Here is a 13,552-nt window from a genome sequence, read left to right as displayed (position 1 = left end):
GTGCTCCGGGTGAGCGGGAAGGGCAGGGCGTTCATGCGGTCTCGTCCACCCAGCGCTGCTGCAGGTTGGTGCGCGGGCCTTGTGGCGGTATGCCCTGGCGGCAGGCCAGCTCGCTGACTTCGAGGCCGGCGGACACCAGGCGCTCACGCAGGTTGGGCAATTCACCATCGATCAGGCTCGCGGTGCGCGCGCGCTCGGCCCAGAGCTGGCTGGAGATGGCGCCGCGCATCAGTTGTGCCTGTACCTGCAGCGGCCCCAGCGGCTCCATGTCGAAGGCCAGCTCGATGCGCCACAGGGTCTCCTTCTGTTCTTCCTTGCGCTTCTGCGGGGTCTGCTCCTGCTGCACCTTCACCTGCAGGGGCACGATGTCCTGGTTGTTGCGCATGGGCAGCTCCAGCTGCCAGGTGGTGAGCAGGTTGCCCTCGGGGGTCATCTGCGACTGGGCGAGGCTCGACAGCTGATGGGTTTGCAGGCGCGAGACGGCGGCGGCGGCCATCTTCAGCAGCAGCTCCAGGTCGCCTTCGCCCTCGGCCTGCTGCGCCAGGCGCGAGGGCAGGGGGAAGCTCAGGGCCTGTTGCCGGGCGCTGGCCTGGCCCAGGGAGCCCAGCGCGCTGCGGATGAAGGCCGGCAGGGCCTGGGCCATGGCGTTGCTGGCGCCGGCGGTGGGGAGCGCGGCTGGGCCGTTGGGCAGGTTGGGCAGCAATTGGGCGATCAGGCGCAGCAGGTTGCCCTTGATGTCCTGGCCAAGGGCTGCACCATGGCCGGCCAGCAGGCGCGCCTCCAGCAGGGCGCCGCTGTTCTCCATGGCCTTGGCCAGCAGCTTGGCGTCACTGAGCTGAGAGGCGTCGGGCAGGCTCGCCAGCAGGCGGTCGACGCTGCCGCGCAGGTTGCTCGGGAGCGCGTCGCCCATGCCCTTGAGCGCCTGTACCAGGCCCTCCAGCGAACCCTGGCGGCTCTGCTGGGTAGCGAGCTGCTGGGTGAGGGCGAGCTGGTCGAGCTGGGCGGACAGGGGCAGGAACTGCAGGGACTGGCTGCTCTGCACCTGGGCGCTCAGCAGGCTGCCGATGGGCAGTGGCAGCGGGCCTTCCACCGCCATCTGGCGACCGGCCAGCGGTGTGTTGATCAGGTTGATCAGGGAGCGGTAGACGGTGCTGCGGGCCTCGGCCAGTTGCTCGCTGGAGACCACCTTGCCCTGTACCAGGGTGCCCACCGGCAACTGGTCCAGATCGATGCTGTCCAGTACGGCGGTGCCGCCGGGCTGCAGGGCCACCATCAGTCGGGTTTCCGAGACGGCGGTGACGTTGAGCAGGCTGCCCTGGGCCAGGGGACGGTTGCTGCTGGCTTCCACCGTGGCCTGCTGGCCGCCGTTCAGGGTGAGCTTGAGCAGCACCTGGAAGCTGTTCTGTGCGTTTTCCTTGACGCTGACCACTTCGGCGTCCGCGCTGTCACCCGCCGCGAGCAGTCCGCCGATCGGCTGCAGCAGCTTCACGGCGGCTTCCGCAACCGTCTGTGCGGGGCGGCTGGCCGCCGGGGTGGCACTGATGGGGCGCGAGGAACTGATCTCGGTCATCAAGGGTAACAACCTGTTGAAAAGCCCCCTTCGGGGGCCGTGGTGGACATGTATAATGCCGCCCCGTCCGGGCCGGGCGCCGAATTCGCGCGCACCTGAGTATAGCGGCCGGCACCTCCATGACTTGAGTTCCCCCAGGGTATCCGTTGCCGTGACCAGTCCTTATCTCGAGACCCACGACCTCGCCTGCGAGCGCGACTGGCGGATGCTGTTCGAGCGGCTCGACCTGCGCCTGGGCCACGGCGAGATGCTGCAGGTGGCCGGCCCCAACGGCAGCGGCAAGACCAGCCTGCTGCGCCTGCTCTGCGGGCTGATGCAGCCGACCGCCGGCGAAGTACGGCTGAAGGGCGTGGCCCTGGCCGGGCAGCGCGGTGAACTCGCCCGCGAACTGCTGTGGATCGGGCATGCCGCCGGCATCAAGGGCCTGCTCAGCCCCGAAGAGAACCTCGCCTGGCTCTGCGCCCTGCACCAGCCGGCCAGCCGCGATGCCATCTGGCAGGCGCTGGAGTCGGTGGGCCTGCGCGGGTTCGAGGACGTCCCCTGCCATACCCTGTCCGCCGGCCAGCAGCGCCGCGTGGCCCTGGCGCGCCTGTACCTCGATGCGCCGCCGCTTTGGATCCTCGACGAACCCTTCACCGCCCTCGACAAGCAGGGCGTGGCGCAACTTGAGGAACACCTGGCCCAGCATTGCGATGCGGGTGGCCTGGTGGTCTTCACCACCCACCACAGCATGGCCCGCGCCCCCGCCGGCTACCGCGAACTCGACCTCGGGCGGCGCGCCGCATGATCCGTGTATTCGGCCTGGTGGTCGCCCGCGAAGCGCGCCTGCTGTTCCGCCGACCGGCGGAGCTGGCCAACCCCCTGGTGTTCTTCGCTATCGTCATCGCCTTGTTCCCCCTGGCCGTCGGTCCGGAGACGCAATTGTTGCAAAGCCTTTCTCCGGGGCTGGTCTGGGTCGCGGCCCTGTTGGCCGTCCTGCTCTCTCTGGACGGGCTTTTCCGCAGTGATTTCGAGGATGGATCGCTGGAACAGTGGGTCGTTTCGCCGCACCCCCTGCCGCTTCTGGTTTTGGCCAAGGTACTGGCACACTGGCTTTTTTCCGGGCTGGCACTGGTGCTGCTGGCGCCCTTGCTGGCGCTGATGCTGGGCCTGCCTGCGCGCTGCCTGCCGGTACTGCTCGGTTCGTTGCTGTTGGGTACGCCGGTGCTGAGCCTGCTCGGCGCGGTCGGCGCTGCCCTGACCGTTGGTCTCAAGCGCGGCGGGCTGTTGCTGGCGCTGTTGATTCTGCCGCTGTACATCCCGGTGCTGATCCTTGGCAGCGGGGCGATGCAAGCGGCCCTGCAAGGACTGCCGGCGGTGGGCCACCTGTTGTGGCTGGCCTGCCTCACCGCCCTGGCGGTGACCCTGACTCCCTTTGCCATTGCCGCCGGCCTGACCATCAGCGTCGGCGAATAAGAAACAGAGTTGCCTGATCATGAGAAAGCTGTTGAAAAACGTAGCGAGCGCAGCCGAGACAAGGCGAAAGCAGGCGAGGGCGCGGAGTTTAGTCGCCCTGAATGAGCAGCCCGAGCCTGCTTTCAACGCCGTATCGGCAAGCGCAGTAGTTTTGAGGCAGCTTTCATGAACTGGACCTGGTTCCACAAGCTGGGCTCGCCCAAATGGTTCTACGAGATCAGCGGTCGCTGGCTGCCCTGGTTCGCCTGGGCGGCGGGCATCCTGATCCTCGCCGGCCTGGTCTGGGGCCTGGCCTTCGCGCCGCCGGACTACCAGCAGGGCAACAGCTTCCGCATCATCTACATCCACGTGCCGGCCGCCTTCCTGGCGCAGTCCTGCTACGTGATGCTGGCGGTGTGCGGCGTGGTCGGCCTGGTGTGGAAGATGAAGCTGGCCGACGTCGCCCTGCAGGCCGCCGCGCCCATCGGCGCCTGGATGACCGCCATCGCGCTGCTCACCGGGGCCATCTGGGGCCGCCCGACCTGGGGCGCCTGGTGGGTGTGGGATGCCCGACTGACGTCGATGCTCATCCTCCTTTTCCTCTACTTCGGTGTCATTGCCCTGGGCCAGGCGATCAGCAATCGTGACAGCGCCGCCAAGGCCTGCGCGGTGCTGGCCATCGTCGGCGTGATCAACATCCCGATCATCAAGTACTCGGTGGAGTGGTGGAACACCCTGCACCAGCCGGCCACCTTCACCGTCACCGAGAAACCGGCCATGCCTGCCGAAATGTGGGTGCCGCTGCTGATCATGGTGCTGGGCTTCTACTGCTTCTTCGCCGCCGTGCTGATGCTGCGCATGCGCCTGGACGTGCTGCGCCGCGAGGCGCGGGCCAGCTGGGTCAAGGCGGAGGTGAAGGCACTGGTGGAGAAGGCATCGTGAATTTCGCAACGTTCGGCGAGTTCCTCGCCATGGGCCATCACGGCCTCTATGTCTGGACCGCCTACGGCATCAGCCTGGCGATCCTGATCCTCAACGTCGCGCTGCCGCTGATGGCGCGCCGTCGCTACCTGCAAGACGAGGCGCGCCGTTTGCGCCGGGAGGAGTCGAAGTGAATCCGGTCCGCAAGAAGCGCCTGTTCATCATCCTGGCCATCCTGGCCGGTGTGGGAGTCGCCGTGGCGCTGGCGTTGTCGGCGCTGCAACAGAACATCAACCTGTTCTACACCCCCACGCAGATCGCCAACGGCGAAGCGCCGAAGGACACCCGCATCCGCGCGGGCGGCATGGTGCGTGATGGCTCGGTGCAGCGCTCGCAGGATTCCCTGGAGGTGCAGTTCGTGGTCACCGACTTCGCCAAGGACGTGACCATCCGCTACCACGGCATCCTCCCGGACCTGTTCCGCGAGGGGCAGGGCATCGTCGCCCTGGGCAAGCTGGACGCCGAGGGCGTGCTGGTGGCCGATGAAGTGCTGGCCAAGCACGACGAGAAATACATGCCGCCGGAAGTGACCAAGGCGTTGAAAGAAAGCGGCCAGATGGCCCCCGCGAAGAAAGAGGGCTGATTCCATGATTCCCGAACTCGGCCACCTGGCCCTGATCCTCGCCCTGTGCATGGCCGCCGTGCAGGCGACCCTGCCGCTGATCGGCGCCTGGCGCGGTGATCGCCAGTGGATGAGCCTGGCCCAGCCCGCCGCCTGGGGGCAGTTCGCCTTCCTGGCGTTCGCCTTCGGCTGCCTCACCTACGCCTTCATGGTCGACGACTTCTCCGTCTCCTACGTCGCCAGCAACTCCAACAGCGCGCTGCCCTGGTACTACAAGTTCAGCGCCGTGTGGGGGGCCCACGAAGGCTCGCTACTGCTCTGGGCGCTGATCCTCGGCGGCTGGACCTTCGCCGTGTCGGTGTTCTCCCGGCAGTTGCCCGAGGTGATGCTGGCCCGCGTGCTCGCGGTGATGGGCATGATCAGCATCGGCTTCCTGTCGTTCCTGATCATCACCTCCAACCCCTTCAACCGCCTGCTGCCGAACATGCCGGCCGACGGCAACGACCTCAACCCGCTGCTGCAGGACTTCGGCCTGATCGTCCACCCGCCGATGCTCTACATGGGCTACGTGGGCTTCTCGGTCGCCTTCGCCTTCGCCATCGCCGCACTGCTCGGCGGCCGCCTCGACGCCGCCTGGGCTCGCTGGTCGCGTCCGTGGACCATCATCGCCTGGGCCTTCCTCAGCGTTGGTATCGTGCTCGGCTCCTGGTGGGCCTACTACGAGCTCGGCTGGGGCGGCTGGTGGTTCTGGGACCCGGTGGAAAACGCCTCCTTCATGCCCTGGCTGGTGGGCACCGCACTGATCCATTCCCTGGCGGTGACCGAGAAGCGCGGCGTGTTCAAGAGCTGGACGGTGCTGCTGGCCATCGCCGCCTTCTCCCTCAGCCTGCTGGGCACCTTCCTGGTCCGTTCCGGCGTGCTGACCTCCGTGCACGCCTTCGCCTCGGACCCGGAGCGCGGCGTGTTCATCCTGATCTTCCTGCTGATGGTGGTGGGCGGCTCGCTGGCCCTGTTCGCCGTCCGCGCGCCGGTGGTCAAGAGCCAGGTGGGCTTCGCCCTGTGGTCCCGCGAGACCCTGCTGCTGGTGAACAACCTGGTGCTGGTGGTGGCCGCTTCGATGATCCTCCTCGGCACCCTCTACCCCCTGGTGCTGGACGCGATCTCCGGCGCCAAGCTGTCGGTGGGGCCGCCGTACTTCAACGCCCTGTTCGTGCCGCTGATGGCGCTGCTGATGGTGGTCATGGCGGTCGGCGTGCTGGTGCGCTGGAAGGACACCCCGATGAAGTGGCTGCTGGGCATGCTCGGCCCGGTGCTGATCGGCAGCCTGGTACTCGGCCTGCTCGGCGCGTTCGTCTATGGCGACTTCCACTGGGCGGTGCTGGCGGTGTTCGCCCTGGCCGCCTGGGTGGTATTGGCCGGTGTGCGCGATCTGCTCGACAAGACCCGCCACAAGGGCCTGATCAAGGGCGCCCGCAGCCTGACCCGCAGCTACTGGGGCATGCAACTGGCCCACGCCGGCATCGCCGTGTGCGCCCTGGGCGTGGTGCTTTCCAGCCAGTACAGCGCCGAGCGCGACCTGCGCCTGGCCCCGGGCGAGTCCGTCGAGCTGGGGGGCTATCGCTTCGTGTTCGAGGGCGCCGCCCACCACGAGGGCCCCAACTTCACCTCCGACAAGGGCACCGTGCGCGTGCTCGACGGCGACCGCGAAATTTCCGTGTTGCACCCGGAGAAGCGCCTGTACACCGTGCAGCAATCGGTGATGACCGAGGCGGGCATCGACGCCGGCCTGACCCGCGACCTCTACGTGGCCCTGGGCGAACCCCTGGGGGATGGCGCCTGGGCCGTGCGCGTGCACGTCAAGCCCTTCGTCCGCTGGATCTGGCTCGGCGGCCTGCTGATGGGCCTGGGCGGCGTGCTGGCAGCGTTCGACCCGCGCTACCGGGTCAAGGTGAAGACCCGCGTGCGTGACGCGCTGGGCATGGCTGGAGCGCAAGCATGAAGCGCCTGATCCTGTTGCTGCCCCTGGTGATCTTCCTGGGCGTGGCGGTGTTCCTCTATCGCGGTCTGTTCCTCGACCCCGCCGAGCTGCCGTCGGCGCTGATCGGCAAGCCCTTCCCGGCGTTCTCGCTGCAGTCCGTGGACGGCTCGCGCAACCTCAGCGAGGCCGACCTCAAGGGCAAGCCGGCACTGGTCAACGTCTGGGGCACCTGGTGCATCTCCTGCCGGGTCGAGCACCCGGTGCTGAACAAGCTCTCGCAGATGGGCGTGGTGATCCACGGCGTCAACTACAAGGACGACAACGCTGCGGCGCTGAAATGGCTGAAGGAGTTCCACAACCCCTACCAGCTGGACATCCGCGACGAGCAGGGCAGCCTCGGGTTGGACCTGGGCGTCTATGGCGCCCCCGAGACCTTCCTGATCGACAAGGACGGCATCATCCGCCACAAGTTCGTCGGCGTGATCGACGAAGTCGTCTGGCGCGAGCAACTGGCGCCGCTGTACCAGGCCCTGGTCGACGAGGCCGGCCAATGAAGCGCCTGCTCGCCACCCTGGCCCTTGGCCTCGCCCTCACCGGCGTGGCCCGCGCGGCCATCGACACCTACGAGTTCAAGGACGAGGCCGAGCGCGAGCGTTTCCGCGTGCTCACCGAGGAACTGCGCTGCCCCAAGTGCCAGAACCAGAACATCGCCGACTCCAATGCGCCCATCGCCACCGACCTGCGCCGCGAGATCTTCCGCATGCTGGAAGAGGGCAAGGGCGACGACGAGATCGTCGACTACCTGGTCGCCCGCTACGGCGACTTCGTGCGCTACAAGCCGCCGGTCAACGGCCGCACCCTGCTGCTCTGGTACGGCCCGGCGGGCCTGCTGGTGGGCGGCCTGCTGGTGCTCGGGGTGATCGTGCTGCGCCGCCGCCGCGTCGAGAACGCCCCCGGCGACGCACTGCTTTCCAGCGATGAGCGCGCCCGCCTGGATGCGCTGCTCAATCAAGAGACTCAGGACAAGAACCACTGATGATCGATTTCTGGCTCGCCGCCGGCCTGCTCCTGCTGGTCGCCCTCGCATTCCTGCTGATCCCCGTGCTGCGTGGCCGCAAGGCCCAGGCCGAAGAGGATCGCACCGCACTCAACGTCGCCCTGTACCAGGAGCGCCTGGCCGAGCTCCAGGGCCAGCGCACAGCCGGCACACTCACCGAGGAGCAGCTCGAGGCCGGCCGTGCCGAAGCCGCGCGTGAGCTGCTGGCCGACACCGAGGGTGCCGACACCGGCCGCAGCTCGCGCCTCGGCAAGGCCCTGCCGCTCGCTGTCGCGCTGGCCGTGCCGCTGCTGGGCATCGGCCTGTACCTGCATTGGGGCGCCAGCGACAAGGTCGAGCTGGCCCGCGAGATGCGCGAGCAGCCGCGCACCATCGAGGAGATGACCGCGCGCCTGGAAAAGGTCGTGCAGGCGCAGCCGGATTCCGCCGAAGGCTGGTATTTCCTCGGCCGTACCTACATGGCCCAGGAGCGTGCCGGCGATGCCGCCAAGGCCTACGAGCGCGCCGTGCAGGTCGCCGGTCGCCAGCCCGAGCTACTGGGGCAATGGGCCCAGGCGTTGTATTTCGCCAGCCAGAAGCGCTTCACCCCCGAGGTGCAGGCGCTGACCGAAGAGGCCTTGAAGGCCGATGCCAACGAAGTCACCAGCCTTGGCCTGCTGGGTATCGCCGGCTTCGAGGAGGGCCGTTTCAAGGACGCCATCGGCTACTGGGAACGCCTGATCGCGGTGTTGCCGCAGGACGACCCGTCCCGCGGCGCCCTGCAGGGCGGTATCGAGCGTGCCCGCGAGAAGCTCGCCGAGAGCGGTGAAACGCTGCCGGAGCGCGATACCCTCACCAAGTCCATGCCGCAGCTGAAGGTCCGTGTCGACCTGGCCTCCGCGCTCAAGGACAAGGTGCAGCCGGGGGATGCGGTGTTCATCTTCGCCCGCGCTGCCGAAGGCCCGCCCATGCCGCTGGCCGTCAAGCGCCTGACGGTGAAGGACCTGCCGGCCGAGGTGGTGCTCAGCGACGCCGATGCGATGATGCCGCAGCTGAAGATTTCCAACTTCGCCCAGGTGCAGCTGGTGGCGCGCATCTCCCGCGAGGGCAATGCCAAGGCAGGCGAATGGATCGGACGCAGCCCGGCGTTGTCTAGTGCTGTGCAGGAGCAGCAGCGCCTGACCATCGACAGCCCGGACCAGCCCTGATCCACCGACCGACGAGCACGCAGCCATGAATTCGACCCTTCGATTTTTCCTTGCCTGCCTGCTCCTCGGCCTTGCCGGCTGCTCCCTGCAGCCGCCGGCTCCCGAGCACGGCGGCGGGCCCGCTGCACCGCGACAGCTGCCGCCGCCCGGCCAGCAGAACCGCCCGCCGGTGACGCCGTCCCAGCCGCTGCCGCCCAAGGTCACGCGGATGAAGAGCCACCCGCGCTACGCGCCGCCGCCCGGCGCTGCCTGCTACTGGGACACGGCGCTCGGGGTCTATGTGCTCGAAGGCGAGCAGGACCTCTACTACCGCGAGCGCACCTACTACCACTGGGACCAGGGCTGGCATTGGTCCAACAGCCCCAGCGGCCCCTGGCAGGCCACCGATTCCAGCGGCGTGCCCGCCGGTCTCGGGCGTCGCCACCCCTGAGCCCGGCCGCGCGTCCTGACGCGCGGTCATGCCGTTCCGACCACCGTCACCGCGGCGCGTGGACAGCCTGGCAGCCCTTGTGTACTGTGCTGGCGTTCTGCCATTTGGAGCACAAGGATGTTCGCTCGCATCGCCCTGGCCTTTCTGTCCATGCTCATCGCCCAGCCGGTTCTCGCCCAGGTCTACCAGTGGCGCGACGAACAGGGGAAGGTGCATTTCACCGATACCCCGCCACCGGAAAGCCGCAATGTCACCGAGCAGAAGCTGCAGGTGAACACCATCCAGGGCCTGGACGACTCCGAGCTCCAGCGCACCTCTTCGCGCAGCACCCTGTTCGAGGACGACGAGGAAAACCTGAACCCCGGGCAACTGCACCAGAAGGGCATGGTGCAATGTGCCGCCGCCATCCGCCGCATGCCGTCGCTGATCACCGAGACGCAGAAGATCGGTCGCGAGGCCGTGCGCCAGAAGCGCGCTACCCAGGCGCAGCTGGATGACGCCATGTACAAGATGGACACGGCCTACAAGGAGATGAAGCGCAACGAGAAGGCCTGCGCGAGCGACTACGCCAAGGGCGGCACGGCGCGCCTGGCGGTCAACTGCCTTGCCGATACCGATGACGTGATGAGCTTCGGCCTGTGCATGAAGTTCGGCGAATGGGCCAGCACCTTTGGGCAGTGAGGCCGGCGACTCCGGCCTGATCCACAAACAAGAACGGCGACCCCAGGGTCGCCGTTTTCGTGTCTGCCGCCCGGCTTACTGGCCGGTGTAGACCTGGTCGAAGACGCCGCCGTCGTTGAAATGGGTCTTCTGCACGTCACGCCAGTCGCCGAAGGTCTTCTCCACGGAGAGGAATTCGACCTTGGGGAAGCGGTCGGCGAACTTGGCGAGGATCGCCGGGTTGCGCGGGCGCAGGTAGTTGTTGGCGGCGATGGTCTGGCCCTCGTCGCTCCACAGGTACTTCAGGTACGCCTCGGCGGCCTCGCGGGTGCCTTTCTTGTCGACCACCTTGTCGACCACGGCCACCGGCGGCTCGGCTTCGGCGGAGACGCTCGGGTAGACCACTTCGAAGCCGCCACGACCGAATTCGCGGGCGATCATTTCGGCTTCGTTCTCGAAGGTCACCAGGACGTCGCCGATCTGGTTCTGGATGAAGGTGGTGGTGGCGGCGCGGCCACCGGTATCGAGCACCGGCGCCTGCTTGAACAGCTTGCCGACGAACTCCTTGGCCTTGTTCTCGTCACCGCCGTTCTTCAGCACGTAGCCCCAGGCGGAGAGGTAGGTGTAGCGACCGTTGCCGGAGGTCTTGGGGTTGGGCACCACCACCTGGACGCCGTCCTTGAGCAGGTCCGGCCAGTCCTTCAGCCCCTTGGGGTTGCCCTTGCGCACGATGAACACGGTGGCGGAGGTGAACGGGGCGCTGTTGTTCGGCAGGCGCTCGGCCCAGTTCTGCGGCACCAGGCCGCCGTTGTCGGCCAGGGCGTTGATGTCGGTGGCCTGGTTCATGGTGATGACGTCGGCGGGCAGGCCGTCGATCACGGCACGGGCCTGCTTGCTGGAGCCGCCGTGGGACATCTGCAGGGTGATGTTCTCGCCTTTCTCCTGCTGCCAGTGCTTCTGGAAGGCGGCGTTGTAGTCCTTGTAGAAGTCGCGCATCACGTCATAGGAGACGTTGAGCAGGGTGGGGGCGGCCTGGGCCGCGCTGGCCAGGGCCAGGCCCGCTGCCAGCAGCGAAGCGGAGAACAGACGTTTCACGGATCGTTCCTTCTAGGGGGTGAGGGCAAGGGAATATAGCGGTGTGCCATATATTCTTTTAAATACTGAAAACGAATTTGCTTATTCTCAGGCCAAGGCCTTCAGGGCGCCAAGCAGATTCTCGCGCGCCGGCTGCTCCCAGCGTTGCGCGAGCGGGGTCTTGTGGTAGAGGCGGGGCATGTCCAGCAACTGCTTCAGCAGCTTGCTGCGCCCAGCTCGGAACAGCGGTTCCGGCACCCATTCGTATTCGGCGCGCACGGCCTTTTCGTAGGCGTCGTAGACCTCCCTCGGGGCTGCCAGGATCGACAGGTCCAGGTCCACCACCAGCTCGGCGTCACCGGCACGCGGTGGTTCCATGTGGCGGGTGGCGAGGATCAGCCCGCGCAGCGCCTCGCCGTGCTCGCCAAGCCCGGCCTGGAGCAGCCAGGCGACCGTCTGCTCGGCGCTGGCTGCCTCGTTGTCCTGGCGCTGCGGGTCGTACACCAGGTCGTGGGTCCAGAGCGCCAGTTCGACCCGGTCGGGGTGGTCCGCCAGGTGGCTCCATTCGTCGAAGTGGCCCAGGCAGGCGCTGATGTGTGCGGTGCTGTGGTACTGGCGCTGGGGCGCACCGTAGGCCTCGCGCAGCTGATCGAAGCTGCCTTCGGGCGCGGGCGCGCCCAGGCGCAGCCAGAGGGCGTCCCAGCGTGCCTGATCAAGTTGTTTCATGTTCGCCTCCTCGCGGGAAAAGCGGGTTGCCGCAGCGGCTGCAGAAGCTCGCGGCGGATTCGTGGCCGCGCTTGCGGCAGGTGGCGCACTCCTTGTCCAGTTGCCCCTCCTGGCGCATGGCGTTGGCCAGCTCGGCGCTGAAGATACCGGTGGGCACGGCGATGATCGAGTAGCCGGTGATCATCACCAGGCTGGCCACTGCCTGGCCCAGTGCCGTCTTCGGGGTGATGTCGCCGAAGCCGACGGTGGTCAGGGTCACCACCGCCCAGTAGATGCTGGTGGGAATGCTGGTGAAACCGTTCTCCGGACCTTCGATCACGTACATCAATGCACCGAACACCACCACCAACGTGGAGACGCTGAGCAGGAACACCGCGATCTTCTGCTGGCTGCCGCGTAGCGCGCTGAGCAGGAAGTTCGCCTGCACCAGGTAGTGGCGCAGCTTGAAGATGCGGAACACCCGCACCAGGCGCAGGGCGCGGACGATCAACAGGTACTGGGCATCCGGATAGAGGAGTGCGACCACCCCGGGGATGATCGCCATCAGGTCCACCAGGCCGAAGAAGCTGAAGGCGTAGCGCAGCGGCTTCGGCGCGCTGTAAAGGCGCAGCAGGTATTCCGCGATGAACAGCGCGGTGATCGCCCATTCGAGCCCCGACAGCAGGCCGGCGTGGCGGCGGTGGATGTGCTCGACGCTGTCCAGCAGCACGACGGCCAGGCTGGCCAGGATCAGCCAGATGAGCCAGGTGTCGAAGCGCCGCCCGGCCGGGGTGTCGGCCTGGAAGATGATGCTGTACAGACGCTCGCGCCTGCTGTGTGGCTCGGCCATGGAGTCCTCCTCAGGAGACGAACCTTAGCAGAGCCGCCCTTTCAGTGGCGCAGGCGGGTGGGGCGCGGCCGCGTGCCGTTCTGGCGCAGCAGGCGGCCGCCGGCAATCACCAGCCAGCACGCGAGGATGAATGGCGCGGTCATGGCGGGCAGGCCGAAGGTGGCGAAGCCGGGTTGCAGCAGCACGCCGAGGGTGACGCCGATGATGACCACCGGCAGGCTGGCCAGGCGCTTGCCCAGGGCGATGCCGATCAGCACGCCGTTGAGGCTGAACAGGCCGGCCAGCAGTGTGTCGGTGGGCAGTTTCAGGCAGAGGCCCAGTGCCAGCGCCAGGGCGCTGCCGAATGACGCCCAGAGCGCTACCCGCCAGGAGGACAGGAGCAGGGCGAGGAGCACGCAGGCCCCGGCCAGCGGGTCGGCGAGGAAGATCACCTGGCCGAAGCCACGCAGCAGGGCGAGGAACAGGCCGGTGGTGTCGGCATCGAGAATGGCCGCCGGCGGGGTTGGCAGGGCAGTCAGCTGCAGTCCATGGGCCAGCCACAGCAGCACCCAGCCGAAGCCGACGAAGGGGCTGGTGAAGGCGGGCAGCCACTGGCGTTCCCGCGCGTTGCGCAACAGGCGGTGCAGCAGCAGGGTAGAAAGGCCGGCGCAACAGACGATCAGCAGTGGCAGGTGCAGCGTCCATTCGAAGCGCGAACCCAGCAACATGCCCAGCAGCACGCCGTTGTAGCCGTAGAGGCCGGCTTCCACGTCCTCGCGCGGGTAGCCCCGGCGCAGGGCGGTGAGCCAGCTGGCGAAACCGCCGAGCAGGGCACCGCCGAGCAACTGTGGCGCGCCGACGAGGATGGCGCAGAGCAGCAGGACGCCGCAGCCGGGGTGGCGCTGCAGGAAGATCTGGCTGAAACCGTTGAGCTGGGCACTGGCCCAGGAACGGGCATCGCAAGGCAGAGGAAGGTGTCGCATGGTGTGGCCGGTTGAAAGGGAAAAGGCGCCCGTCCCTGGGACGCGGCGCCTGCGGACGGCATTCGACCTGCCGGAGCAGGGCGGCCCGGTGCGTCTGCGCGC

At 67.6% G+C, this 13,552-nt stretch carries 16 protein-coding genes; 11 read left to right on the top strand and 5 right to left on the bottom strand.

From position 1 onward, the window contains the following. Positions 1 to 31 precede the first annotated feature (31 nt). Positions 32 to 1,570 (bottom strand): flagellar hook-length control protein FliK, encoded by a 1,539-nt coding sequence (locus DMX10_RS09540; protein WP_111260864.1) that lies wholly within the window; start codon positions 1,568 to 1,570, stop codon positions 32 to 34. A gap of 151 nt (positions 1,571 to 1,721) precedes the next feature. On the opposite strand from DMX10_RS09540, the gene ccmA reads away from it, so the two are divergent. The 11 genes from ccmA (at position 1,722) to DMX10_RS09485 (ending at position 9,880) form a co-directional block, all read left to right on the top strand. Then, positions 1,722 to 2,357: a cytochrome c biogenesis heme-transporting ATPase CcmA gene (ccmA, locus tag DMX10_RS09535; protein WP_256604780.1), complete on the top strand. Its 636-nt coding sequence runs from the start codon at positions 1,722 to 1,724 to the stop codon at positions 2,355 to 2,357. Then, complete coding sequence (gene ccmB / locus DMX10_RS09530) at positions 2,354 to 3,025, top strand: heme exporter protein CcmB (protein ID WP_111260862.1); 672 nt, start codon at positions 2,354 to 2,356, stop codon at positions 3,023 to 3,025. The genes ccmA and ccmB overlap by 4 nt, the downstream gene beginning before the upstream one ends. A 165-nt stretch (positions 3,026 to 3,190) precedes the next feature. Further along, the gene (locus tag DMX10_RS09525; RefSeq protein ID WP_111260861.1) at positions 3,191 to 3,946 is read left to right on the top strand and encodes a heme ABC transporter permease; all 756 of its coding nucleotides are present in this window, start codon (positions 3,191 to 3,193) and stop codon (positions 3,944 to 3,946) included. After that, on the top strand, positions 3,943 to 4,119 hold the full coding sequence (gene ccmD / locus DMX10_RS09520) for a heme exporter protein CcmD (RefSeq protein WP_111260860.1): 177 nt from the start codon (positions 3,943 to 3,945) through the stop codon (positions 4,117 to 4,119). Before DMX10_RS09525 ends, ccmD begins: the two co-directional genes overlap by 4 nt. After that, on the top strand, positions 4,116 to 4,568 hold the full coding sequence (gene ccmE, locus DMX10_RS09515; RefSeq protein ID WP_111260859.1) for a cytochrome c maturation protein CcmE: 453 nt from the start codon (positions 4,116 to 4,118) through the stop codon (positions 4,566 to 4,568). The genes ccmD and ccmE overlap by 4 nt, the downstream gene beginning before the upstream one ends. A gap of 4 nt (positions 4,569 to 4,572) precedes the next feature. Beyond that, entirely contained in the window at positions 4,573 to 6,546 is a 1,974-nt protein-coding gene (locus DMX10_RS09510) for a heme lyase CcmF/NrfE family subunit (RefSeq protein WP_111260858.1), read from the top strand. Beyond that, entirely contained in the window at positions 6,543 to 7,079 is a 537-nt protein-coding gene (locus DMX10_RS09505; RefSeq protein ID WP_111260857.1) for a DsbE family thiol:disulfide interchange protein, read from the top strand. Before DMX10_RS09510 ends, DMX10_RS09505 begins: the two co-directional genes overlap by 4 nt. Then, positions 7,076 to 7,561: a cytochrome c-type biogenesis protein gene (locus DMX10_RS09500; protein WP_111260856.1), complete on the top strand. Its 486-nt coding sequence runs from the start codon at positions 7,076 to 7,078 to the stop codon at positions 7,559 to 7,561. The genes DMX10_RS09505 and DMX10_RS09500 overlap by 4 nt, the downstream gene beginning before the upstream one ends. After that, on the top strand, positions 7,561 to 8,769 hold the full coding sequence (ccmI, locus tag DMX10_RS09495; RefSeq protein WP_111260855.1) for a c-type cytochrome biogenesis protein CcmI: 1,209 nt from the start codon (positions 7,561 to 7,563) through the stop codon (positions 8,767 to 8,769). Before DMX10_RS09500 ends, ccmI begins: the two co-directional genes overlap by 1 nt. Positions 8,770 to 8,794: 25 nt before the next feature. Beyond that, positions 8,795 to 9,199: a hypothetical protein gene (locus tag DMX10_RS09490; protein ID WP_111260854.1), complete on the top strand. Its 405-nt coding sequence runs from the start codon at positions 8,795 to 8,797 to the stop codon at positions 9,197 to 9,199. A 117-nt stretch (positions 9,200 to 9,316) separates the two neighbouring features. Beyond that, on the top strand, positions 9,317 to 9,880 hold the full coding sequence (locus DMX10_RS09485; protein WP_111260853.1) for a DUF4124 domain-containing protein: 564 nt from the start codon (positions 9,317 to 9,319) through the stop codon (positions 9,878 to 9,880). A gap of 75 nt (positions 9,881 to 9,955) precedes the next feature. On the opposite strand, the gene DMX10_RS09480 is transcribed toward DMX10_RS09485, so the two are convergent. The 4 genes from DMX10_RS09480 to DMX10_RS09465 all read right to left on the bottom strand — a co-directional run bounded on the left by DMX10_RS09480 (position 9,956) and on the right by DMX10_RS09465 (position 13,450). Then, the gene (locus tag DMX10_RS09480; RefSeq protein ID WP_111260852.1) at positions 9,956 to 10,954 is read right to left on the bottom strand and encodes a sulfate ABC transporter substrate-binding protein; all 999 of its coding nucleotides are present in this window, start codon (positions 10,952 to 10,954) and stop codon (positions 9,956 to 9,958) included. An 87-nt stretch (positions 10,955 to 11,041) separates the two neighbouring features. Next, positions 11,042 to 11,659: a hypothetical protein gene (locus DMX10_RS09475; protein WP_111260851.1), complete on the bottom strand. Its 618-nt coding sequence runs from the start codon at positions 11,657 to 11,659 to the stop codon at positions 11,042 to 11,044. Continuing rightward, complete coding sequence (locus tag DMX10_RS09470; RefSeq protein WP_111260850.1) at positions 11,646 to 12,488, bottom strand: ion transporter; 843 nt, start codon at positions 12,486 to 12,488, stop codon at positions 11,646 to 11,648. Before DMX10_RS09470 ends, DMX10_RS09475 begins: the two co-directional genes overlap by 14 nt. 41 nt (positions 12,489 to 12,529) lie before the next feature. After that, positions 12,530 to 13,450: an urea transporter gene (locus DMX10_RS09465; protein ID WP_111260849.1), complete on the bottom strand. Its 921-nt coding sequence runs from the start codon at positions 13,448 to 13,450 to the stop codon at positions 12,530 to 12,532. Positions 13,451 to 13,552 lie beyond the last annotated feature (102 nt).

This window comes from Pseudomonas sp. 57B-090624, from assembly GCF_003234055.1.
GTDB classification, from domain to species: Bacteria; Pseudomonadota; Gammaproteobacteria; order Pseudomonadales; family Pseudomonadaceae; genus Metapseudomonas; species Metapseudomonas tohonis.
This window is presented reverse-complemented; position numbering and strand designations above follow the sequence as displayed.